Source organism: Methylocystis sp., from assembly GCF_050246715.1.
Lineage (GTDB): Bacteria > Pseudomonadota > Alphaproteobacteria > Rhizobiales > Beijerinckiaceae > Methylocystis.
On the sequence record NZ_JBFWVN010000040.1, the window covers coordinates 13,076 to 34,498 of the forward strand.

A 21,423-nucleotide genomic window follows, 5' to 3' on the forward strand; every position below is an offset into this window, starting at 1 on the left:
CTACTCGATCACCAGGAGAGGTTCGCCATATTCGACCGGCTGGCCGTCTTCGACCAATATCGCCGTCACGACGCCCGACTTCGTGGCGACGATGTCATTGAAGGTCTTCATCGCCTCGATCAGCAAGAGCTTGTCGCCGGTTGAAACGCGCGAGCCGATCTCGACGAAAGGCTTAGAATCCGGATTCGGTCGCAGATAGGCGGTGCCGACCATCGGCGATTTCACCGCGTCGACGAATTCGGCGACGGGCTCCGCCGGGGCCGGCGCGGCAGAAATCGCCGGCTTCGGCGGCAGCGGAACCGCCGGCGCATGGTGGATTGGCGGCGGCGGCGCGACTACGCTCGCGACGGCGGCGGGCGTGCGCGCCGCGCGGATGCGCAGATCGCCTTTCTCCACCTCGAATTCAGTCAGATCGCTGTCTGCGACAAGCTCGGCGATCGTGCGCAACAGATCCGCATCGATGGCGGGCGCGCTTGCCGGCGCCGGCCTGCGGGTGGGAGCGGTGCGAGGCGGTTGAGCTTTGCGCGCCATAAGTGTTTCAGTTCTTTCTCGGTTCGTTTTCAAAGACAGCATCAAGGGCGAGAATATATGACAGCGGGCCGAATCCAGCGATCACGCCCCGCGCCGCGGGCGAGATGAAGGAGTGGCTACGAAAGCTTTCGCGCGCATGCACATTCGAAAGATGCACTTCGATGACGAAAGCGTCCGCGCCCTTGATGGCGTCATAGAGCGCGATCGACGTGTGCGTCAGCGCGCCGGCATTCAGGATGACCGGCGCGCCGGCGTCGCCGGCCTCTTGGATCCAGTCGACGAGGTCGCCTTCGTGGTTCGACTGCCGAAAAACGAGAGAGACGCCCCGTTCGGCGCAACGCTGTTCTAGCGTTGCGCGGATGTCGTCGAGAGTCGCCGTTCCGTAAATCGTCGGCTCACGCCGGCCGAGGAGATTGAGATTGGGACCGTTAAGAACATGGACGGCTGACATAGCGCTTCCGAAACGTTCCCGAAAATCTCAAGGCCGGCAGGCCGTCTCTCTTAGCCTCATTGCCGCCGTAAAGGAAGCCCGCCTCCGGGTTAGCAAACGGTCTTGCCGCATTTGCGCATGTTCTCGACTTTGGCTTTCAGTTGGGCGTAGGGCAGGCCGCCGATGATCGCCTCCTTCCCGATTACCCAGGCCGGCGTTCCGTCAAATCGCAGTTGATCGGCCAGCATAGCCACTTCCTTCAACGCGGCCTTCGTCTCCGCGCTCGACATGTCCTTCTCGATGCGCGGCATGTCGGCGCCGACCTCCCGCGCCGCCGCCAGCGCCTGTTGCTTGCCGATGTGGCCGCGCGTCGAAAGCAGCTTACGATGAAAGTCCCAGAATTTCTGGCTGTCGAGTTGCATCCGCGCGGCGGTCGCGACCCGGGCCGCCTCCACCGAGTCCGGCCCCAGGACAGGGAAATCCTTAAGCACCACGCGAAGCTTGGGGTCCGCCTCGATCAGCTTGGCGATGGAATTGAGGGACTGCTTGCAGTAGCCGCAATTGTAATCGAAGAATTCGACCAGCGTTACGTCGCCATTGGGATTTCCCACGACCGCCTGGTTGGGCGAGTTGACAATCTTGTCGCCATGCTGGCTGACGGCCTTTTCGCGCGTAGCGGCCTCGGCGACCTTTTCGCGCTTTCCAAGTTCGTCGATCGCGTCTTTGATCACTTCCGGATTGGTAATGAGATAGTCATGCACGACTTTCTCGATCTCGACCTTCTGCTCGCCTGAAAATGTCTGCGCGAGAAGCGGCGTGGTCGGCCCGATGGCGAGAAGCGCGCCGGCGGCGAGCGGGACAAAAAACCTCATTGCAGTCTCCTTTGCGCGACAGCGCGTGTGTGTCGGGCGTATCCGCGCTTGGCGGCCGGGGCGCGTCCTGCGGGGGCGCGCATTGCGGCGCTTTTAGCACGGGGGGCGGCGGGCGTCCCCCTGACGCGAGGATAGTCTATTAACTAGAGTAGTTCAGTGCGTCGCGGGGGCCTTCACGCCGTCGTTCACCTGCATATAGCCGAGGCCGGAGTTGAACCGCGCTTGGCCCAAGGTGCGCAGCTCGAGCGTAACCATCACCGTCTGATTGCGGGCGGGTAGTCCCGTGGAGGCCTGCGGCTGGTAGATTTGCTGATAATTGATCGACAGGGTGGCGCATTCGTCGTGGTAGCCGATGCCGGCGCCAAGCTGGGCCACCGAAAACACCGGCGCCGAGCCGGTGACATTGGCGCCGGTCAGCGTCGTCGTGAATGGAACCATCGTCGGATTCGTCAAGGAATTGTAAAGATAGCGGCTCATGTCGAACAAGACATTGCCAGTCAAAAAGTAGTTGTTCGTAATATTATATTGCCCGGAGGCCCAGAGGCCCTGCCGGCGCATATTGAAGCCGATGGCTGGCTGCGAAGCGTAATTCGCATATTGAAGTTGGAGCTTGATCGGATCCAGGTTCATTGTGGCGAATAAATCCAGACGCCGCGCCTGCAAGCTGCCCTTGTCGAAGCGGCCTTTGGCGACGAGGCTGAAGACGGACGAAGGCGCAAAGGCGAATCGCCCGACGATGTCCGACGCGCGCGAGCCCAGGCCTGAATCGAGTCCGACATTGGCGGCGTCGGCCTGTGCGTAGGAGTTGGCGCCGGCGAGCTGGCGCGATTGGCCGATCATTGCATTGATGAAGCCGCCATTCGGCAGCGACATCGTGGCTTGGCCGCCATAGTTGAGGCGCGTGCCTGTCTCGAACCGATCATAGCCTGAGAATTTGCTCCATTCGAACAGGGTCGAATCGTCGAAAACGAGGCTTTGCGCGTCCATGTTAACGAGCGATGGGATCGACGTCTGATTGGGTCGCGCGACGACCTGCGCGATAGGCTCGAAAACGATGTCGCCGATAAAGCTTCTGGCAAGGATCGGATAGCGCCATTCGGCGCCAATGCCTGGCAGCGCCTGGCCGCGGAAGCGATTGTCTGCGCCATCTAAGAACTGACCTTGCGCCCCGTTAGGAATCGGCTGCCCGAATTGATTGTAAATCGGAAACAATCCTTGGCGGTCGTAATTGAGATAGCTGCCGACCAAGCGCGTGAAGGCGAAGGGGGTCCAAACGCCGCCAACGGGATCAATATATTTGCGCTTCCAGGCGCCGCTGATCGTCGCGTGTTGATAGTCGCCGCCGACGCCGCGAAGCAAACAAGTGCTGCGCTGAGGCACGACGTCGCGCGCATAGAGTTCGCAAACGTTGTAAAGACCATAGATGCTGTCTAGCCGGCGCGGATTGATTGACTCGTAATTTGCGAGGTTGGCGGACGTGCTCGTCACATTGCCGTCTACTTCGATCTGGCCGCCGACGCCGGCTGTCGCCGCCGGATCGATGTCGAAGACGCGGTTATAGTCGATGACCGGATGAACGACGGTTTGCTGCGCCTGCACGTCGCTAGGCGACAGAACCTGGAAATAATATCCGCGCATGTCGAAATAGCTGCGCGGCCCCTGGCCGGTCAGAAAGATCGTCGACGACGCTTCGCGGAAGAAATAGTTCTGCCAGAGATAGTTATATTGCTTGTAGTCCTGAAGGAAATATCGATCGGACAACGCCGTGATGTCCCAGCCGGCGTGCCAGCGGTCATTGAGCCAGAAGTCGCCTAAGGACTGAATGGCGCCGCGCCACCGCTTGTTGCCAGCGCCGTATGGCGCGGCTGCGAATGCGCTCGTGTCCTGCACATGGGTGCCGTCGGCGCGGATCGAGTAAGCGCCATTGTCGAAGCGCTGGCGGAATTCGGCGCTGACGAACGGGCCTTGGCGCGAGAAATATATCGGCGTGACGGTGAGGTCATAATCCGGCGCGATCGCCCAGAAGTAGGGCACGGCGACACCCGTCCCGAGCCGCTCGCGATACAGGAATGCCGGCGACAGGAAGCCTGACTTGCGCTTGACCGACGGATCCGGCGACGACCAGAACGGCACATAGGCGATCGGCACGCCAAGCAAGTCGAAGGACGCGTCCTCGTAATACACCATCTTCTCGACGTTGTCGTGGATGATCCGCTTGGCGTGGATCTGCCACGTGCGCGGCTTCGCAGGATCGTTGCGACAGGCCTCGCAGGCGGTGTAGCTGCCCATTTCGAAGGTCGTCGTCTCGCCGGCCCGCTCGGCCCGCGGCGAGGTGAAATGTGTGTTGCTGGTCGTGTCGACCTGCAGGCTTTCGATGAAGCCGTTTTTGAAGTCGTCAGTGAGGTCGAAACGCTCTGCGCGCGCGATTGAGCCGTCTTTTTCGGTCAGCTTCGCATGGCCTTCAGCGAGGACGCGCGAGGTATTGCGGTCATAGGTCACGCGGTCCGCTTCAAGCAGTCGTCCCTTATAGTAGATCTGGACGTCGCCGCGCGCGGTGACCGTGTTCTTTTTCTCGTCGTAGACGAGCTCCTTGGCCTCGACAACCATGCGCTCGCCCGCCGCGGCCGCAGGTTGCGCCGTCGCGGAGAAAGTCGCTGAGGCAGCCTCGACGAGAGCGAGCGCGACAAGAAGGGGGAGGAGACGCCGAAGGGGGCTGGCGAGCGCCATCAACCGTCCTCCGAATACAGCAAGATCACCGTGCCCAACATGCTCCCGACAAGCGCAGGCGACCAAGCGGCCACGACAGGATTTATCATGCCCGCGCCGCCGAGATCCGAGAGGACTTTGGTAACGATATAAAGCACGAAGCCCGCGGCCACGCCACCTGAAAGGGTTTTGGCGACGCCGCCAAATCGAAAGAATCTTAACGAAAAGGAAGCGGCGACGAGAACCATCGCGACGAGCAGCAGCGGTCGCGCAAGGAGCATCTGAAATTGTAGCCGGTAGCCCGTCGCGTCGAGGCCCGCCGAGGCGGTGCGCTCGGTCATTTCCGGCAGCGACCAGAATGGCGTGCCCTGCGGCGGAGTCGTCGCCGCCGCGACCTGCTCCGGCGTCAGCTCGGTAGCCAGCATGTAGGAGCCGACGCTGCGCGACGCTTGTCCTGGCACGCTGACCTGCGCGTTTTCGAGCGCCCAGGCGCCCGGTTCGAGTCGCGCGCGTTCGGCTTCGATGCGCTCGAGGAATCCGCCCTTCGGCGCGTAGATATTGACGCTGACATGCGACAGCTCGGTGCCGCCTTTGGCCGAATTCATCGCATGCATGATGGCGAGACCATCGACGCCGTGCTGACGCAGCCAGACGCCGTGATCGATGCGCAGGCTGCCGGGCACGCCGAAAAGATCCCATTCCATCTGTTCGGAGCGCTGCTTCATCGACGCCGAAAGCGGGTTGTAGATCGCGACGGACACGATGCCGATCAGCAGGGCGGTGAGCGTCGGCGGCGCGATGAACTGCCAGACCGACATGCCTGCGGCGCGCGCGACGATCAGTTCGAGCTTTCTGGTTAGATCGACGAAGGTCGCCATTGACCCGAAGAGAACGGCGAAGGGCAGGATCATTTCCGCGGCCGCTGGCACCCGCATCGCCGTCATCAAGGCGACGGTCGCGGTGCCGGCCTGCGGATTGTCGCTCGCGCGCCGCAGCATCTCGACGAAGACGACGACAAACATCAGGCAGAAAATCGTCAAGAAGATCGCCAGAATCGTGCGCATGAATCGCAGCGCGAAATAGCGCGTGATCGTCGCCCCGATCATGGCTGCGGCCTTCCTCCTTCTTGTCTTGGCGCGCCGCCCCAAGAGCGATCCGCCCCCAAGCGCGAACAGTAAAATCTTCGTTAACGATCGCTAGACGGCGCCGGCTTTGCGCGCAAGCGTCGCGCGGCGCCGACGAGCCGCGCCAACGCATTCAATTTGCGAGCGTTGCTTTTGCGCCACGGCAGGATTTCTGCGCAACGATCGCGGCGATTCCACGGCGGAAAACGGGAGTGAGGAATGGCTCCAAAGTTGGCCGTAGCAATTGACCGCGCTCGCCCGCCGGAAGATAGTGCGCGCCAATCCCGTCAAATTGCGCGCCTGGCGCGCCGCCGGCGCTAACTTTTTCAAAAACCGACGCATTCGCGGCGGAATGGCGACCGCTTCGGTCAAGGAGGCATGAGGCTTTGATGCTCGTCAACGCGAAATATGAACTCCAGCCATTCGACGCCGCCGAAGCTCTGCTCCGCCACCCGGAAGAGGAGGGGCATCCTCGCACGCTCGTGGCCTTCGTCGGCCGCGACCTCGCGATGGGCGAGCGCGCCGCGAGCATCCTGAAGGACGCGGTTCCCCATCTTGCGCGCGCCGCGGCGGCGGCGAAATTCAAAGGTAAATCAGGAACGTCGATCGAAATTCTCGCGGCGCCCGGCGCGCCTGCGAGCCGGCTGATCCTCATGGGGCTCGGCAAGGCGGACGAAGCTGAGGGAGAGGGCGGCCAAGCCGCCAAGCCCTTCGACGATTTCTTCGCGCTCGGCGGACAGACTGCCGTGAAAATCGGCCCCGGCGCGCGCGCGGTGATCCTCTTCGACATGCCGGAGGGGACGCCCGCCACGCCCGACTCGGTCAAGCAATTCGCTCTCGGCGGCTGGCTGCGCGCCTATAAATTCGACCAGTACAAGACCAAAAAGAAGGACGAGGCGGATCGCTACGGGCTGATGGAGGTCGTCCTCGCCGTCGCCGAGCCCGACAGCGCCGCCGGCGAGCTGGCCGATGCCAGCCATCTGGCGGAAGCCGTCGTTCTGGCGCGGACCCTGGTGAATGAGCCGGCGAATGTCCTGACCCCGCAGGAATTCGCCCGCCGGGCGTCGGAACTGATGAAGCTCGGCGTCGAGGTCGAGGTCCTCGACGAGACGGCCATGGCCGAACTCGGGATGCGGGCGCTGCTCGGCGTCGGCCAGGGGTCCGAGGCGGACAGCCGGCTCGTTGTATTGCGCTGGAGCGGCGGCGCGCCAGGGGCGGCGCCGATCGCCTTCGTCGGCAAGGGCGTCGTGTTCGATTCCGGCGGCATTTCGATCAAGCCCGCCGCGTCGATGGAGGATATGAAGGGCGATATGGCGGGCGCCGCAGCCGTGACCGGCGCCCTTTACGCCATCGCAGCCAGGAAGGCGAAGGCCAATGTCGTCGGCGTGCTCGGGCTGGTCGAGAACATGCCGGACGGCAAGGCGCAGCGTCCGGGCGACATCGTCAAGTCGATGTCGGGCCAGACGATCGAGATCATCAACACCGACGCCGAGGGGCGGCTCGTCCTCGCCGACGCTTTGACTTACGTCATCGAGAAGCACAAGCCGGCGGCGATCGTCGATCTCGCGACGCTCACCGGGGCCATTCTCGTCGCGCTCGGCCAGGAATATGGCGGGCTGTTCTCGAACAATGACGAACTCGCCGATCGACTGACCAAGGCCGGGAGCCACATCGGCGAGAAGCTGTGGCGCCTGCCCATGGGCCCCGCCTATGACAAGCTGATCGACTCGAAATTCGCCGATATGAAGAACACCGGCGGGCGCCACGCCGGCTCGATCACCGCCGCGCAATTCCTGCAGCGCTTCGTCGGCAAGACGCCCTGGGCGCATCTCGACATCGCCGGCACCGGCATGGGCTCGCCGGCGAGCGACACCAACCAAAGCTGGGGCGCCGGCTGGGGCGTGCGGCTCTTGGACCGGCTGGTGCGCGACTATTATGAATAGTTAAGTATTGGCTTCCATCCACCATCAAGAGAATGACCAACGCGTGGCGCTGGAGCTTAGCGGAAAAGTATTCAGCAACATCATTTCAATTTTTTAATTGGAAACGCTTCAGCGCCGCCCGATCTGATGCTCAACGCAGTTCGTCCTGAACTGAAAGGAACGCATCATGATCGAATCTCAATGGCGCGCCGACTTTGTGGCGACCATTCTCGGCGTCGTCTTCGTGGCGATCGGCTTGCTGGGGTTCGTTTCCAACCCGCTCATCTCCGGTGTCGGCTATTTCCACGTGAACGCGGTCCATAATTTCGTGCATCTGGGCACCGGCGCGCTGCTGCTGCTCAGCCCCTATTTCGGCGTCCCGGTCATGATGATCCGCGCGCTGGCCCTCATCTATGCGCTGATCGCCATTCTCGGCTTCGTCGCCCCCAATGCCGCTGGGCTTGGCGCGCTGTTCGCGATGAGCAGGGCCGACAACTGGCTCCATGTGGTGATCGCGGTCATCCTCCTTGCCATCGGTTTTTCGAAGCCGGTGGAACGTTCGGTGACGACGGCCCATATGTAGGCTGAAAACGCACGCCGCGCCCGTCGGGGCAGAGGCGTTTCGGATCGAGGCTGCGATGACCAGTGTGGAGAAATTGTGGATTCGCGCCGCAGTGCGCGAGGCGCTGGATCAAAGCGGCGTGGCGGACCCCAAGGCGATTACGATCGATATCGAGGGCGACGACGTCGTGCTTAAGGGCTCGGTCGCCTCGGCGGCCGAGTGGATGGAGGCGGAATATGCCGCCTCCACCGCCTCTTCCTTCATCAAAGTCAGAAATGCGCTCGACATCAGCGTGGTCTGGGAGGGGCCAAAGGACGACGTCTATGAGGCCGGGGTGGAATCCTTCCCCGCGAGCGATCCGCCCTCCTGGACGCCGGGGTGAGGAGCGCGGCCGGTTCTCGACCTTGCGCAACGTCGAGAGTTTCGACATAGGGCGGCGGTGCGGAGCGCCATATGCCCGAAATCGCCTTCTATCATCTGACCCGCTTCACGGTGTCCCAGACCCTGCCGGCGCTGCTGGAGCGCTCCCGCGCGCGCGGCTGGCGCGCGATCGTGCAGGCGACGAGCGACGCCTCTCTCGCCAAACTCGACCAGGATTTGTGGTCGTACCGTCCGGAGAGCTTTCTGCCGCACGGCGTGAAGGCCGACGGCGCGCCTGAGACGCAGCCCGTCTATCTCACTTGCGAGATCGACAACCCCAATGACGCCGACGTGCGCTTCTTCATCGAGGGCGCGCGCCTGGCGCCTGCGCTCGCCGGCCCTGGCGCGCCGCGCCAACGCGCCGCTCTGCTGTTCGACGGGCGCGACGAGGCGGAGCTTGCCGACGCGCGCGCGCAATGGAAAGAACTGCGCGATCTGGGCTATAGCCTCGTCTACCACCAGCAGAGCGAGGGCGGCGGATGGGAAGAGAAGGCGCGCGAACCGAAATTATAGGCGAGGAATTCGCGGAGCGACGCGCCCGGGCGCGCGAAAGGCTCGACGCTATCGATCCATATAAGCGCGCCGGGGAATCCGATCCCAAACGCCAGGAATGGTTCGAGGCGGTCTATGCGCTCGCCGAGGGCGATCCGGCCGGCGTGCCCTGGGCGCATCTCGAGCCGCGTCCGCTGCTCGAGAATTGGCTCGCAGGGCGCCCGATCGCTGGCCTTCGCGCGCTCGACGTCGGCTGCGGACTTGGCGACAACGCCGAAGCGCTGGCGCGGGCCGGCGCGCGCGTGACCGCCTTCGATCTCGTCGAGCGCGCCGTGCAATGGGCGCGTCAACGCTTTCCGCAAAGCGCGGTCGACTACCGCGCAGCCGATCTCTTCAATGCGCCGCTGGATTGGCGCGGCGCGTTCGATTTCGTGCATGAGCTTTACACGCTGCAGGCGCTGCCCGAGACGCTTCTGCCCGACGCCGCGCGGGCGCTCGCGTCTTTTGTCGCGCCGGGCGGAACGCTGCTGATCATCTCGCGGGCGCGCGAAGAGGACGAAGAGCTTGGCGGCCCGCCATGGCCGCTTACGCGAACCGCCATTGAATCATTCGCCGTCGACGGCCTTCGGCTCATTTCGCTGGAGGATCTTCCGCCAAACGGCGATTTTCCGCGCCATTGGCGCGCCGAGTTTCGTCGCGACGAGGCCGGCGCGTGAACGCGCCGCTGCTGTCGATAAAGAACGTCAGCAAGAACTTCGGCGCGGTCGTCGCGCTCGAAAATGTATCGCTTCATGTCGGCGCCGGCGAATTTTTCGCGCTGCTTGGACCGTCCGGCTGCGGCAAGACCACGCTGATGCGCTGCATCGCCGGTTTCGAGACGCCCGATGTCGGCGCGATCACATTGAACGGCGTCGATCTTTCCGGCGTGCCGCCGTTTCGGCGCCCTGTGAACATGATGTTTCAATCCTATGCGCTGTTTCCCCATCTCAATGTTTTCGAGAACATCGCCTTCGGCCTGCGCCGGCAGGGCGAAGCCAAAGACGCGATCGACGCGCGCGTCGATGAACTCCTCGCGATGACCCAGCTTTCGACTTTTGGCCGCCGGAGAATCGACGAATTGTCGGGCGGACAGAAGCAGCGCGTCGCGCTCGCGCGCGCGCTCGCGCCGCGTCCGAAAATGTTGTTGCTCGACGAGCCGCTCGGCGCGCTCGATCGCAAGCTGCGTGAAGAGACTCAGTTTCAACTCAAGGAGATCCAGAGGCTGACGCAAACCAGCTTCGTCATCGTCACTCATGATCAGGACGAGGCGCTGGCGCTTGCCGACCGCATCGCGGTGATGCGGGCGGGCAGGGTGGAGCAGGTCGCGGGGCCGATGGAGATTTACGATCGTCCCGCGACGCGGTTCGTCGCGGGCTTCGTCGGCGAAACCAATTTCATCGAGGGACGCGTGGAACGTAACGTGGCGCGCAACCTCGGCCCGGCGCTGATCGCCGAGTTTGGACGAATTCCCTGCGAAGCCGGCGACCTTCCAGAGGGCGCGCCTGCGACGCTGAGCGTGCGTCCCGAGCGCATCGGCGTCGCGCGCGAAGGAGAAGGAATTGGCGGGGTCGTCGAAAATTTCGTGTTTCGCGGCGAAACCACTCTGCTGCGGGTGCGCGTCGCCGAGAATGTCGTGCTGCGCGCGGCGGCGGCCCATGGCGAGCGCTACGCGATCGGCGATGCGGTGAAGCTGAGCTTCCCGTCTGACGCCGGCGCGCTTCTCGCGGAGGAGAGTTAGGGTGAGGATGACAACGAAGACGCAGCGCAACACGGATTTCCTCATCCTGAGGAGGCCTCGAAGAGGCCGTCTCGAAGGACGAGGAAATCCGCGATGCGACGCGACGCCCTCGTCCTTCGAGACGGGCCTTTCAGGCGCTCCTCAGGATGAGAGCGTCCCGTGCGCCGCGCGCCGCGAGGGCGCCAGATGAGCGGGCCACGGCGCAGACTTTCACTGGGCGAACGGCTCGTGATCGCCGCGCCCTATCTCTGGGTTAGCGCTTTCTTTCTCGCGCCGATGCTGCTCGTCGCCAAGATTTCCGTCTCGCAGTCGGTGCTGGCGCGCCCGCCCTATAGGCCGATTTTTCAGTCTTCCGATAGTCTCGCCGACATCTGGGCCAAGGCGCAGACGTTTACGCTCGACTCATATCGCGCGCTCATCAGCGACACGCTTTATCTCGAATCCTATCTCTCTTCGCTGACCATCGCCGCAATTGCGACATTGATCACGCTGATCGTCGCCTATCCTTTCGCGCTCGCTATGGCGCGCGCGCCGGAACGCTGGCGACCCGTTCTCGTCGGCCTCGCCGCCGCGCCTTTCTGGACGAGCTTTCTCATCCGCGTCTATGCGTGGATCGCGCTTCTAAAGGATGAAGGGCTGATCAACAACGCGCTGATCGCGCTCGGCGTCATTTCCGCGCCGCTGCAGATCTATGCGACGCCGAGAGCCGTCGTCATCGGCATCGTCTACTCGTATTTGCCCTTCATGCTGTTGCCGCTCTATGCGGCGCTGGAGAGTCAGGACAAGAGCCTGCGCGAGGCTGCGGCCGATCTCGGGGCGTCGCCCGCGCAAGTGTTCTTGCGCGTGACATGGCCGCTGTCGCGCGAAGGCGTCATTGCGGGGTCGCTCCTTGTGTTCATTCCGGCGGTTGGCGAATTCGTCATTCCCGATCTCCTCGGCGGCTCCGAGACGTTGATGATCGGACGAATCTTGTGGAATGATTTCTTCTCTAATCACGATTGGCCGGCGGCCTCGGCCGCGGCGATGGCGCTCGTCGCTCTCTTGATGGTCCCGCTGCTGGCGTGGGAGCGCGCGCGGCTGAAGGAAGAACGCGCACGATGAGCGCCGCCGCCTCATTCGCGCGTCGCGCAACTCTTTTCGCCGGCTTCGTGTTTCTTTACGCGCCGATCGTCATTCTCGCGGCGATGAGCTTCAACGCCTCGCGTCTTGTCTCCGTATGGGGCGGATTTTCAGCGAAATGGTACGCAGCGCTCCTTGAGAACGAACAGCTGCTGCATTCGGCGAAAATCAGCCTCGCCGCCGCATTGGTTTCGGCGACGATCGCGACGCTGCTGGGCCTTCTCGCGGCGATCGCGCTGGCGCGTTTTGGCGGCTTTCGCAGCCGCCTGCCGTTTTTCGGCGCGTTGCATGCGCCGCTGGTTCTGCCGGAAGTCGTGCTCGGGCTCGCGCTTCTCACCTGCTTCGTGGCGCTTGGCGTCGGACGGGGCTTCGTGACGCTGGTCATTGGCCATGTCACGCTGACGATGTGCTTTAGCACGGTTGCGATTCTCGTGGCGCTGCGCGATTGCGATTCGACGCTCGAAGAGGCGGCGATGGACCTCGGCGCGACTCCGGCCGAAGCTTTCCTTCGCGTCGCGCTGCCTCAGATCGCGCCGGCGATCATCACCGCCTATCTTTTGGCGTTCACCCTTTCCCTTGACGATCTCGTCATCGCCAGCTTCGCGACCGGCCCCGGCGCGACGACGCTGCCGATGCGGATTTATTCACAGGTGCGCCTGGGGGTCTCGCCGCAGATCAACGCAATTTCGACTTTGCTCCTCGCCCTCGTCGCCGTCGCGCTCGGACTGGCCGCGGCTGCGTCCTACTGGCGCGCGGGGCGAAAATGATGAGCGCTGAAAACTGCGGCGCGCGCGCCAGATAAGGCGTCATGACGAATAATTGGTTTGCTTCAGTTCCGAACTTTATCACCATCGGCCGTCTGGTTCTGACGCCCGTGGCGATCTCCTTGATTGTCGAGCGTCAATGGAGCGCCGCCTTCGTGCTTTACGCCATCGCCGGCTTTTCGGACGCGCTCGATGGCTGGATGGCCCGGACGTACCATCTCCAATCGGAGCTCGGCGCGATTCTCGACCCGATCGCGGACAAGGCGCTGATCGTCTCGATGTATGTCACGCTCGCCATTGTCGACGCCTTGCCGCCCTGGCTTGCCATCATGGTGGTGTTTCGCGACATCATGATCATCGGCGCGGTGTCGCTCGCCTGGCTGATGGGCCGGCCGATGAAGGTTCGTCCACATTTTTCTTCCAAGGCGACCACGGCGGCGCAACTGACGCTGGCGGGCGTCGTCCTGGCCGCGCAGGCATATGGCGTTCACATTCCGGTCCTAAACGTGACGCTGATCGCCCTCGTCGCCGCATTGACCGTCGCTTCCGCCTGCGTCTATCTGTGGCTCTGGGTCCGGCATATGAGGCTGTGACATGTCGCAGAGAAATCCGCCGGTCGGCTCCGATATGGCGAAGTCGGCCGCATTCCCGTCGCAACCTATTGAAGCGGACAGAGAAGCCGAGATGCAGCAGCTGCAATGGGCGGGGCTGAGCCCCGAACGGCAGCTCACGCTGTGGGGCCTGACGCTTCTGGCGTTGGGATTCGCCCTCTATTTTCTAAGCCCGGTCCTCGCGCCCTTCGTCGCCGGAACCGCGTTGGGCTACCTCCTTGATCCTGTAGCTGATCGGCTGCAGCGTCTCGGCCTGTCCAGGCTTGGCGCCGCAGGGCTTCTGCTTGTCGCCTTTCTTCTGGTCGTTGGAACCGTGGCCGTCACTCTTGTGCCGATTCTCTCGCACCAGCTCGCCGGCTTCATAACCTCGCTGCCGGCCTATCTGCAGACGTTGCACGGCCTGCTCACGCAATGGAGCGAGCGCTTCACCAGCGACTCGATCAACGGCTGGTTGGGGGAATTCGGGCTCGGCGGCGCAGCCGCCACTTTCGATGCGCAAAAATACATCAACGATCTTACGAGTCAGGCGCCGACATTGCTCGGCGATTTCGTGAAATCGCTGTTGTGGCGCGGCTATGCGCTCATCAATGTGGTCTCGCTCATCGTCATCACGCCGGTCGTCGCCTTTTACATGCTGCTCGACTGGGATCACATGGTCGCGATCATCGACGATTTGATCCCGCCGCGCCATCGCGACGACGTCCGTTCGCTCGCGCGCGACATCGACCGTGCGCTTGCCGGCTTCGTTCGCGGGCAGTCGCTCGTCTGCCTGTTTCTTGGCATTTGGTATGCGGTGGGGCTCTCGGCGATCGGACTGAACTTCGGTTTCCTCATCGGCGTCAGCGCGGGTTTCTTGAGCTTTATTCCCTATGTCGGCTCAATCACCGCCTTTGTGCTGTCGATCATCGTGGCGATCGTTCAAGGCTGGCCGCACCTCAATCTGCCGATCGAGGCGGTGGCGATCGTGACGACAGGTCTGATCATGGACGGCTACGTCCTCTCGCCGCGGCTGGTCGGCGCCTCCGTCGGCCTGCATCCGGTCTGGATCATGTTCGCCTTGCTGGCTTTCGGGGCGTTGTTCGGATTTACCGGACTCATCGTCGCCGTGCCTGTCGCCGCGGCGCTCGGCGCCTTCATGCGCTTTCTGGCGCAGCGCTATCGCGCGAGCGCGCTCTATCAGCATCCGATTTCGGACCGCCCATGACCAAGGCGCGTGCGCCGGAGTACGGCGGGTCGGTAAGTCAGCTGCCGCTCGATCTGCCGACGACGCCCCGATTCGGGCGCGAAGAATTTCTGCCCGCGGCGTCAAATCGCGCGGCGCTGGACATGATCGAGCGCTGGCCGGATTGGCCGGATCGCGTTCTGATGCTGATCGGCCCAAAAGGCGCGGGCAAGAGCCATCTTTGCGCCATTTGGGCGGCGCGCGCCGACGCCCGCGCCATTTCGCCGGACGCCTTGCCGACGCTGGACGAACTCGCCGCCGACGCGCCGCGAGCGATCCTCATTGACGACGTCGATCGGGCGTCCGACGAAACCGCGCTGTTTCATCTGTTGAATTTCGTGAGCGAAACCGGCGCCTTCCTGCTGATGGGCTCGGCCCGGGCGCCGCGGGCGGAGGACGTGCGCCTCCCTGACCTGCTGTCGCGCCTGCGCCGCGCGCCGGCGGTCGAAATCGGCGCGCCGGACGAGGAATTGGTGCGCGCCGTGCTGGTGAAACTCTTCGCCGATCGTCAACTGATCGTCGAGCCGCCGGCGCTGGCCTTCGCGGCGTTGAGGCTGGAGCGGTCGCTCGATGCGGCGCGCGCCTTCGTCGCCGCTCTCGACCGGGAGGCTTTGGCCCAGGGACGCCCTGTCACACGGGCGCTGGCGGCCAAGGTTATGGATGAATTTATCAGGGATTAGCGCCGAGCCTTTCTTCGCGGCGCGAGCCTGTGGCATGATGGCCCCGAGCGGAACATGGAAATGAAGCCCCACATTCAGGATCAGCTCCCAGCCGAGCGCACCGGCGCCGACATCGACGTTATGGATCGCGCCGACGAGATTCTCGTTGAGGATCCAGCCAAGCTTGCGGCTTCTCCGCAGCGCTTCATCAATCGGGAATTGTCCTGGCTTGAGTTCAACCGTCGTGTGCTGGAGGAGGCCTCCAACCGCAATCACCCGCTGCTCGAGCAGCTGCGTTTTCTGTCGATTTCGGCCAATAATCTCGATGAATTCTTCATGGTGCGCGTCGCCGGCTTGCGTGGGCAGGTGCGCTCCGGCGTGATCGCGCGCTCCGAGGACGGCCTCACGCCGGCCGAGCAGCTGACCAAGATCACCGAACGCGTTACGCTCCTGACCAGCGAGCAGCTGCGGCGCTGGCGCGAACTTCGCGCGGAGATCGAGGGCGTCGGCATCGCCATCGTCGAGCCTGCCGATGTCTCCAAGGCCGACCGCGAGTGGCTCGAGGAATATTTCCTCAGCCGCGTCTTTCCGGTGTTGACGCCGCTCGCCGTCGATCCGGCGCATCCGTTCCCCTTCATCCCCAATCTCGGCTTCACCCTGGCGCTCGAACTGGTGCGTCCCGGCGATCGCAAGACGCTGCAGGCGCTTGTCCGCCTGCCGCCGAAGATCGAGCGTTTTGTGCGTCTGCCGACGACGGGCGGCGGGGGACGCGAGCGCTTCATGCTGCTCGAAACGCTGATCGCGATGAACGCGCAGCGGCTCTTCCCCGGATATCTGCTGCGCGGGCAGGGGCTGTTCCGGGTCATCCGCGACAGCGATCTCGAAGTCGAGGAAGAAGCCGAAGATCTTGTGCTGCTGTTCGAGACGGCGCTGAAACGGCGCCGGCGCGGTTCGGTGATTCGGCTCGAAGTCGCCGCCGATATGCCGGCGACCTTGCGCGCGCTCGTCGCCGAGGAGCTCGACGTGAATGAGCCCGAGACGTTCGAAATCGACGGCATGCTGGCGCTCAACGATCTCTCCGAACTGGTCGCGCTCGACCGGCCGGAGCTCAAATTCAAACCATATAATCCGCGCTTTCCTGAGCGGGTGCGCGACAATGGCGGCGATTGTTTCCTGGCGATCAAGCAGAAGGACCTCGCCGTCCATCATCCATACGAATCTTTCGACGTCGTGGTGCAGTTCCTGCAACAGGCGGCGCGCGATCCCAATGTCATCGCGATCAAGCAGACGCTCTATCGCACGTCGAACAACAGCCCGATCGTGCGCGCGCTCGTGGAGGCGGCCGAGGCCGGCAAATCCGTCACCGCGCTCGTTGAACTGAAGGCGCGCTTCGACGAGGAGGCGAATATTCGCTGGGCGCGCGACCTCGAACGCGCCGGCGCGCAAGTGGTCTTCGGCTTCATCGAACTCAAGACGCACGCCAAATTGTCGCTCGTCGTGCGCCGCGAAGGCTCGGGACTCGTCAGCTATTGTCATGTCGGCACCGGCAATTATCATCCGGTGACGGCGCGCATCTATACGGACATTTCGGTATTCACCGCCGATCCGGCGATCGGCAGGGACGTCTCCCGCATCTTCAATTTTATCACCGGCTATGCTGAGCCTGCGGGACTGGAGCGCATGTCGGTTTCGCCGATTTCGCTCAAAAAGAAGCTTCTCGAACACATCGAGCAGGAAATCGGCTTCGTGAAGGCCGGCAAGCCCGGCGTCATCTGGGGCAAATGCAACGCCCTTGTCGATCCGGAAATCATCGACGCCCTATACGCGGCCTCGCGAGCGGGCGTGTCGATCGATCTCATCGTGCGCGGCATCTGCTGTCTGCGGCCGGGCGTTCCGGGGCTTTCCGATAATATTCGGGTGAAATCGATCGTCGGACGTTTCCTTGAACATGCGCGCGTCTATGCTTTCGGCGGCGGCCATGCGCTGCCCAATCCGCGCGCGCATGTCTATATTTCTTCCGCCGATCTGATGCCGCGCAATCTCGATCGCCGGGTCGAGGCGATGATGCCGATTCTCAATCCGACGGTGCATCAGCAGGTGCTCGATCAGATCATGCTCGCCAATCTGATCGACAATGAGCAGAGCTATCGGGTTCTGCCGGACGGCTCGTCGTTGCGCATCGTTCCGCCGGAAGGCGAAGAGCGATTCAATGCGCATAAATATTTCATGACCAACCCCTCGCTTTCGGGTCGCGGCAAGTCGCTCAAAGACTGGCGGCCGCGTTCGCTGTCGAAGCGCGGACAACATGCTTGAGACGTTGCGGCGTCACCTGACGCAGCGTTCCGACCCCGCGCCAAAACCCGTCGGCATCGTTGACATTGGCTCGAATTCGGTGCGTCTCGTCGCCTATCAGGCGCTGGCGCGCGCGCTGACGCCGATATTCAACGAAAAGGCGATGTGCGGCCTCGGCAAGGGCGTCGTCACGACGGGCCGGCTGGCTGACGACGCCGTCGGCAAGGCGATGAAGGCGCTGCGGCGCTATCGCGCGCTTTGCGAGACGATGGGCGTCGACGACATCGAGGTGATCGCCACCGCCGCGGTGCGCGAAGCCAAGAACGGCACGGTGTTTCTCGAAGCGGCGCGCGACGCCATTCAGCGCGACATTTCGCTGCTTTCCGGACGTCGCGAGGCGGAGCTTTCCGCGCTCGGCGTCGTTTCGGCGATTCACCAACCGGACGGCGTCGTCGGCGATCTCGGCGGCGGCTCGCTGGAATTGATCGACGTCCACAAGGAGACGCTCGGCAAGGGCGTCACGCTGCCGCTCGGCGGCTTGGCGCTGATGGACGCCGCGCAGCGCTCGATGCGCGAAGCGACGCGCATCGCCCGCAAGTCGATCGCCGACGCCAAGCCGCTCGAACATCTCAAGGGCCGCACTTTCTATGCAGTCGGCGGCACCTGGCGCTCGCTGGCGAAACTCCACATGCGCCAACGCAACTATCCGCTCGGCGTGATGCATCATTACCGCATCCAAACGAGCGAAGCCGCTGATTTCGCTGAGCTTGTCGAACATATCGACAGCGAGGCGCTGGAAGATATCAACGTGGTTTCGGCGGCGCGCCGGCCTTTGCTCGCCTATGGCGCGATCGTGCTCGATGAAATCATCCGTCGCGCCAAACCTCGTGAGATCGTCATATCCGCCGCCGGCGTGCGTGAAGGCATGCTGTATGAACGGCTGCCGTCTGCGGAGCGGCGCATCGACCCATTGCTCGCGGCTACTCGCGAATTGGAGACGACATTCGCGCGCGCCCCGGGCTATGGCGACGATCTCGTCGATTGGACCGACGCCTTCATGGACAAGAGCGGGATCGACGAGACGGAGGAAGAGCGCCGGTTGCGTCACGCCGCCTGTCTGCTCTCCGACATCGCCTGGCGCGCTCATCCCGAATATCGCGCGCAGCGCGCGATGAATATCGTCACCCAGGGGCCGTTCGTCGCGATCGATCATCCCGGGCGCGCCTTTCTGTCGCTTGCGATCGTGTTTCGTCACGAGGGGGTCGACGGCGCCGAAGGACTTGCCGATTTACGTACTCTGTTGACGACGCGTCTGTTCATGCGCGCGCGGATTCTCGGGGCGCTGATGCGCGTCGCCTATCTATTGTCGGCGTCGATGCCCGGCGTGCTGCCGCGCACGCGTCTTCTGATCTGCGACCGCGCGGCGACGCTCGCTTTGCCGCAGGCTTTCGCCGATCTGGCGAGCGAGCGCGTGCTCAATCGCTTGAAGGGGCTCGGCAAGCTGATGGGCGTCGACGCGCGGATCGAAATCGGGTCCTGAAGCCGCGGGCGCCCTATGTTTAAGGCGATTGGATCGAAAGGAATCCGGCATGAGAAAGTTTTTGGCGAATTCGCTTCTCGGCTGCGCCGCGCTCACATTGACGTTTGCGAGCGCCGAGGCCTGCACCCGCGTGCTCTATGGGACCGCCGATAAGGACTATATCGTCGGCCGGACCATGGATTGGGACGTCGATCCGCGCACAAATCTGTGGTCTTTTCCGCGCGGCATGGCGCGCGACGGCGGCGTTGGCCCCGGCTCGATCAAATGGACCTCTAAACATGGGTCGCTCATCGCCGACTTTTACGACGCAGCGACGGCTGAAGGCGTGAACGATTCAGGCCTCGTCGTTAGCCTTCTCTATCTTGCCGAAGCGGATTACGGCGACCCGAAAGCGTCAAAGAAGCCGCTGCTCTCGGTCGGCGGCTGGGCCCAATACGTTCTCGACAATTATGCGAGCGTCGCCGATGCGGTGAAGGCGCTGCAAAAGGAGCCCTTTGCGATCGTCGCGCCGGACCTTCCCGGCGGCGTGAAAGCGGCGAGCCATATGGCGCTCGCCGACGCTTCTGGCGACAGCGCCATTCTCGAATATCTCGGCGGCAAACTCGTCATCCATCACAGTCCAAAATTCACGGTGATGACGAATTCGCCGCCCTTCGATCAGCAGCTCGCGCTCAACACTTATTGGGTCGAGATCGGCGGGTCGAATTTCCTTCCTGGCACGCATCGGGCGTCCGACCGCTTCGCCCGCGCCTATTGGAATTTGAACGCGACTCCGAAAGTCGATGACAAGCGCGTCGCGATCGCCAGCGTCTTTTCGATTATCCGCAATATTTCGGTGCCGCTTGGGATTTCCACGCCGCAGGAGCCCAATATCGCTTCGACGCGATGGCGCTCGGTCACCGACATCAAGAATCGGCTCTATTATTTCGAGCCCACCCTGAATCCGTCGATCTTTTGGGTCGATCTGACGAAGCTGAAACTCGAACCGGGCGCCAAGCCGGCGAAGCTCGATCTCTCGGGCAGCCCGATTCTTTCGGGCGAAGTCGCCGACAAATTTGTCCCAGCCGAGCCGTTCAAATTCCTGGCGCATTAGAGCGCGGGCATCGCCCGAACGCGGATAATACGGTCGCTTTCATGCGAATGCCGATTATCCATTCGCTCGGACCTTGTCATTCCCGGCAGGCCGAAGGCCTGACCGGGAATCCAGGGCCAACCCAGGAACGCTGGGATTGCTCTGGATTCCCGATCGCGCGCGTTGCGCGCGTCGAGAATGACATTCGAGCGGTTCAGACTGAAATTGTTCTATGCGAAAAAGCGGCATTTACTTTTTTGGCGGCGCGCTTTGGTCCCCGCTCACCGCGCCGGCGTGAATGCGTCTGATCGGATGTTTTTCAGGCTCGCGCCGCGCATGAACAATTCGCGCTTCAGGCGCTTCACCAGATTCTCGCCGCCGCATAGAAATATCGCGGCGGCGGAGACGCTCTGCTCGGCTTCGAGCGCCGTCGCCGCGACATCGCCGCCATGCGGCGCCGACGGATCCAAGGCGCAGGGGCGATAGTCGACATTGTCGCGCAAATTCGACAGCGCCTGCAATTCTTCCGAGAGATAGAGACCTTTGCGGCTGCGCGCGCCGTGATAGAGCGTGATCGGGCCACGATGGCCTTTGCGAAGCGCGTCGCGCAGAACGCCATAAAGCCGCGCGAGGCCAGTGCCCGCGCCGATCAGCAGCATCGGCTGATCCTCATGAACGCCTTCGTAGAAGCATGAGCCTGATGGTCCTGCGACATGCACTTTGTCGCCGGCGCGCAGCTTGTCCGCCAGATGGCGGCTCATGCGTCCGTCCTGATGGAGGCGAATGTGCATTTCGAGGAAGGAATCTTCCTCTGGATGGCTGGCCAGCGAATAATGGCGCTTGAGGTCGTCTCCGACGCTCAGTTCGACAAATTGTCCGGGCCGATAGGCGAATCCGTCGGCCTCGACTCGCAGCCGGACGCTATCGTCGCTTAGCGGATCGATGGCGCGCACGACCGCTTCAAGACGCGCGCCGAGATCGTCAGGCCGCAAGATCGTCAGCGGCGTCGTCGGTCGGCAGATGCAGGGCAGAAAATAGCCCATCGCCTTTTGCGCGTCGGTCAGGCCCGACTGCGATTCCGACGGCGGCGCGCCGTCGATTGCCCGATGCATGCAGCTCTGGCAATTGCCGGCGCGGCACGAATGCGGTGCGTTCACGCCGGCGCGCAGCAGCGCTTCAAGGTAAGCGTGATCTTATGACCAGGGGTGGCTAAGCGGCGACGGCGTGAGGCGCGGCTTTCTCCCATTTCCAAGGGAGCAGTTCGTCGAGCTTTGAGATCGGGTGATCGGCGATGCGGGCGATGACATC

General features: G+C 63.1%; 20 protein-coding genes. 14 read left to right on the plus strand and 6 right to left on the minus strand.

Annotated features, from left to right (window positions below; genetic code table 11):
- The 5 genes from accB to lptG form a co-directional block, all read right to left on the minus strand.
- Window positions 1-531, minus strand: coding sequence for an acetyl-CoA carboxylase biotin carboxyl carrier protein (gene accB / locus AB7I51_RS12715; RefSeq protein ID WP_428404582.1), 531 nt, complete (start codon window positions 529-531; stop codon window positions 1-3).
- Window positions 532-538: 7 nt separating this feature from the next.
- Window positions 539-982: a type II 3-dehydroquinate dehydratase gene (gene aroQ / locus AB7I51_RS12720; protein ID WP_428404583.1), complete on the minus strand. Its 444-nt coding sequence runs from the start codon at window positions 980-982 to the stop codon at window positions 539-541.
- Between the two features lie 89 nt (window positions 983-1,071).
- Window positions 1,072-1,833, minus strand: coding sequence for a DsbA family protein (locus AB7I51_RS12725; protein WP_428404584.1), 762 nt, complete (start codon window positions 1,831-1,833; stop codon window positions 1,072-1,074).
- Window positions 1,834-1,986: 153 nt separating this feature from the next.
- Complete coding sequence (locus tag AB7I51_RS12730) at window positions 1,987-4,560, minus strand: LPS-assembly protein LptD (RefSeq protein WP_428404585.1); 2,574 nt, start codon at window positions 4,558-4,560, stop codon at window positions 1,987-1,989.
- The gene (gene lptG, locus AB7I51_RS12735; protein ID WP_428404586.1) at window positions 4,560-5,645 is read right to left on the minus strand and encodes an LPS export ABC transporter permease LptG; all 1,086 of its coding nucleotides are present in this window, start codon (window positions 5,643-5,645) and stop codon (window positions 4,560-4,562) included. The genes AB7I51_RS12730 and lptG overlap by 1 nt, the downstream gene beginning before the upstream one ends.
- Window positions 5,646-6,052: 407 nt before the next feature.
- On the opposite strand from lptG, the gene AB7I51_RS12740 reads away from it, so the two are divergent.
- From AB7I51_RS12740 to AB7I51_RS12805, 14 genes are all read left to right on the plus strand, one after another.
- Window positions 6,053-7,606, plus strand: coding sequence for a leucyl aminopeptidase (locus AB7I51_RS12740; protein WP_428404587.1), 1,554 nt, complete (start codon window positions 6,053-6,055; stop codon window positions 7,604-7,606).
- A 166-nt stretch (window positions 7,607-7,772) separates the two neighbouring features.
- Window positions 7,773-8,168: a DUF4383 domain-containing protein gene (locus tag AB7I51_RS12745; protein ID WP_428404588.1), complete on the plus strand. Its 396-nt coding sequence runs from the start codon at window positions 7,773-7,775 to the stop codon at window positions 8,166-8,168.
- A 55-nt stretch (window positions 8,169-8,223) separates the two neighbouring features.
- Window positions 8,224-8,529 (plus strand): BON domain-containing protein, encoded by a 306-nt coding sequence (locus AB7I51_RS12750; protein ID WP_428404589.1) that lies wholly within the window; start codon window positions 8,224-8,226, stop codon window positions 8,527-8,529.
- Window positions 8,530-8,600: 71 nt separating this feature from the next.
- A complete protein-coding gene (locus AB7I51_RS12755; protein ID WP_428404590.1) occupies window positions 8,601-9,080 on the plus strand; it encodes a DNA polymerase III subunit chi in 480 nt (159 codons plus the stop codon).
- Window positions 9,047-9,775 (plus strand): class I SAM-dependent methyltransferase, encoded by a 729-nt coding sequence (locus AB7I51_RS12760; RefSeq protein WP_428404591.1) that lies wholly within the window; start codon window positions 9,047-9,049, stop codon window positions 9,773-9,775. The genes AB7I51_RS12755 and AB7I51_RS12760 overlap by 34 nt, the downstream gene beginning before the upstream one ends.
- Complete coding sequence (locus AB7I51_RS12765) at window positions 9,772-10,836, plus strand: ABC transporter ATP-binding protein (RefSeq protein WP_428404592.1); 1,065 nt, start codon at window positions 9,772-9,774, stop codon at window positions 10,834-10,836. The genes AB7I51_RS12760 and AB7I51_RS12765 overlap by 4 nt, the downstream gene beginning before the upstream one ends.
- A 186-nt stretch (window positions 10,837-11,022) precedes the next feature.
- Window positions 11,023-11,937, plus strand: coding sequence for an ABC transporter permease (locus tag AB7I51_RS12770; RefSeq protein WP_428404593.1), 915 nt, complete (start codon window positions 11,023-11,025; stop codon window positions 11,935-11,937).
- Window positions 11,934-12,722, plus strand: a complete 789-nt coding sequence (locus tag AB7I51_RS12775) for an ABC transporter permease (protein WP_428404594.1) — start codon at window positions 11,934-11,936, stop codon at window positions 12,720-12,722. The genes AB7I51_RS12770 and AB7I51_RS12775 overlap by 4 nt, the downstream gene beginning before the upstream one ends.
- Before the next feature lie 41 nt (window positions 12,723-12,763).
- Window positions 12,764-13,312 (plus strand): CDP-alcohol phosphatidyltransferase family protein, encoded by a 549-nt coding sequence (locus AB7I51_RS12780; protein WP_428404595.1) that lies wholly within the window; start codon window positions 12,764-12,766, stop codon window positions 13,310-13,312.
- Between the two features lies 1 nt (window position 13,313).
- Window positions 13,314-14,534 carry an AI-2E family transporter gene (locus tag AB7I51_RS12785; protein ID WP_428404596.1) on the plus strand — a complete coding sequence of 407 codons (1,221 nt, stop codon included), beginning with the start codon at window positions 13,314-13,316 and terminating at the stop codon, window positions 14,532-14,534.
- Window positions 14,531-15,232: a hypothetical protein gene (locus tag AB7I51_RS12790; RefSeq protein ID WP_428404597.1), complete on the plus strand. Its 702-nt coding sequence runs from the start codon at window positions 14,531-14,533 to the stop codon at window positions 15,230-15,232. Before AB7I51_RS12785 ends, AB7I51_RS12790 begins: the two co-directional genes overlap by 4 nt.
- 60 nt (window positions 15,233-15,292) lie before the next feature.
- Window positions 15,293-17,524, plus strand: coding sequence for an RNA degradosome polyphosphate kinase (locus tag AB7I51_RS12795; RefSeq protein ID WP_428404602.1), 2,232 nt, complete (start codon window positions 15,293-15,295; stop codon window positions 17,522-17,524).
- On the plus strand, window positions 17,517-19,043 hold the full coding sequence (gene ppx, locus AB7I51_RS12800; protein WP_428404598.1) for an exopolyphosphatase: 1,527 nt from the start codon (window positions 17,517-17,519) through the stop codon (window positions 19,041-19,043). The genes AB7I51_RS12795 and ppx overlap by 8 nt, the downstream gene beginning before the upstream one ends.
- Window positions 19,044-19,092: 49 nt before the next feature.
- On the plus strand, window positions 19,093-20,136 hold the full coding sequence (locus AB7I51_RS12805) for a linear amide C-N hydrolase (protein ID WP_428404599.1): 1,044 nt from the start codon (window positions 19,093-19,095) through the stop codon (window positions 20,134-20,136).
- A 260-nt stretch (window positions 20,137-20,396) separates the two neighbouring features.
- Here the strand turns inward: AB7I51_RS12805 and AB7I51_RS12810 are convergent, their stop codons facing one another.
- A complete protein-coding gene (locus AB7I51_RS12810) occupies window positions 20,397-21,287 on the minus strand; it encodes an FAD-binding oxidoreductase (RefSeq protein WP_428404603.1) in 891 nt (296 codons plus the stop codon).
- Window positions 21,288-21,423 lie beyond the last annotated feature (136 nt).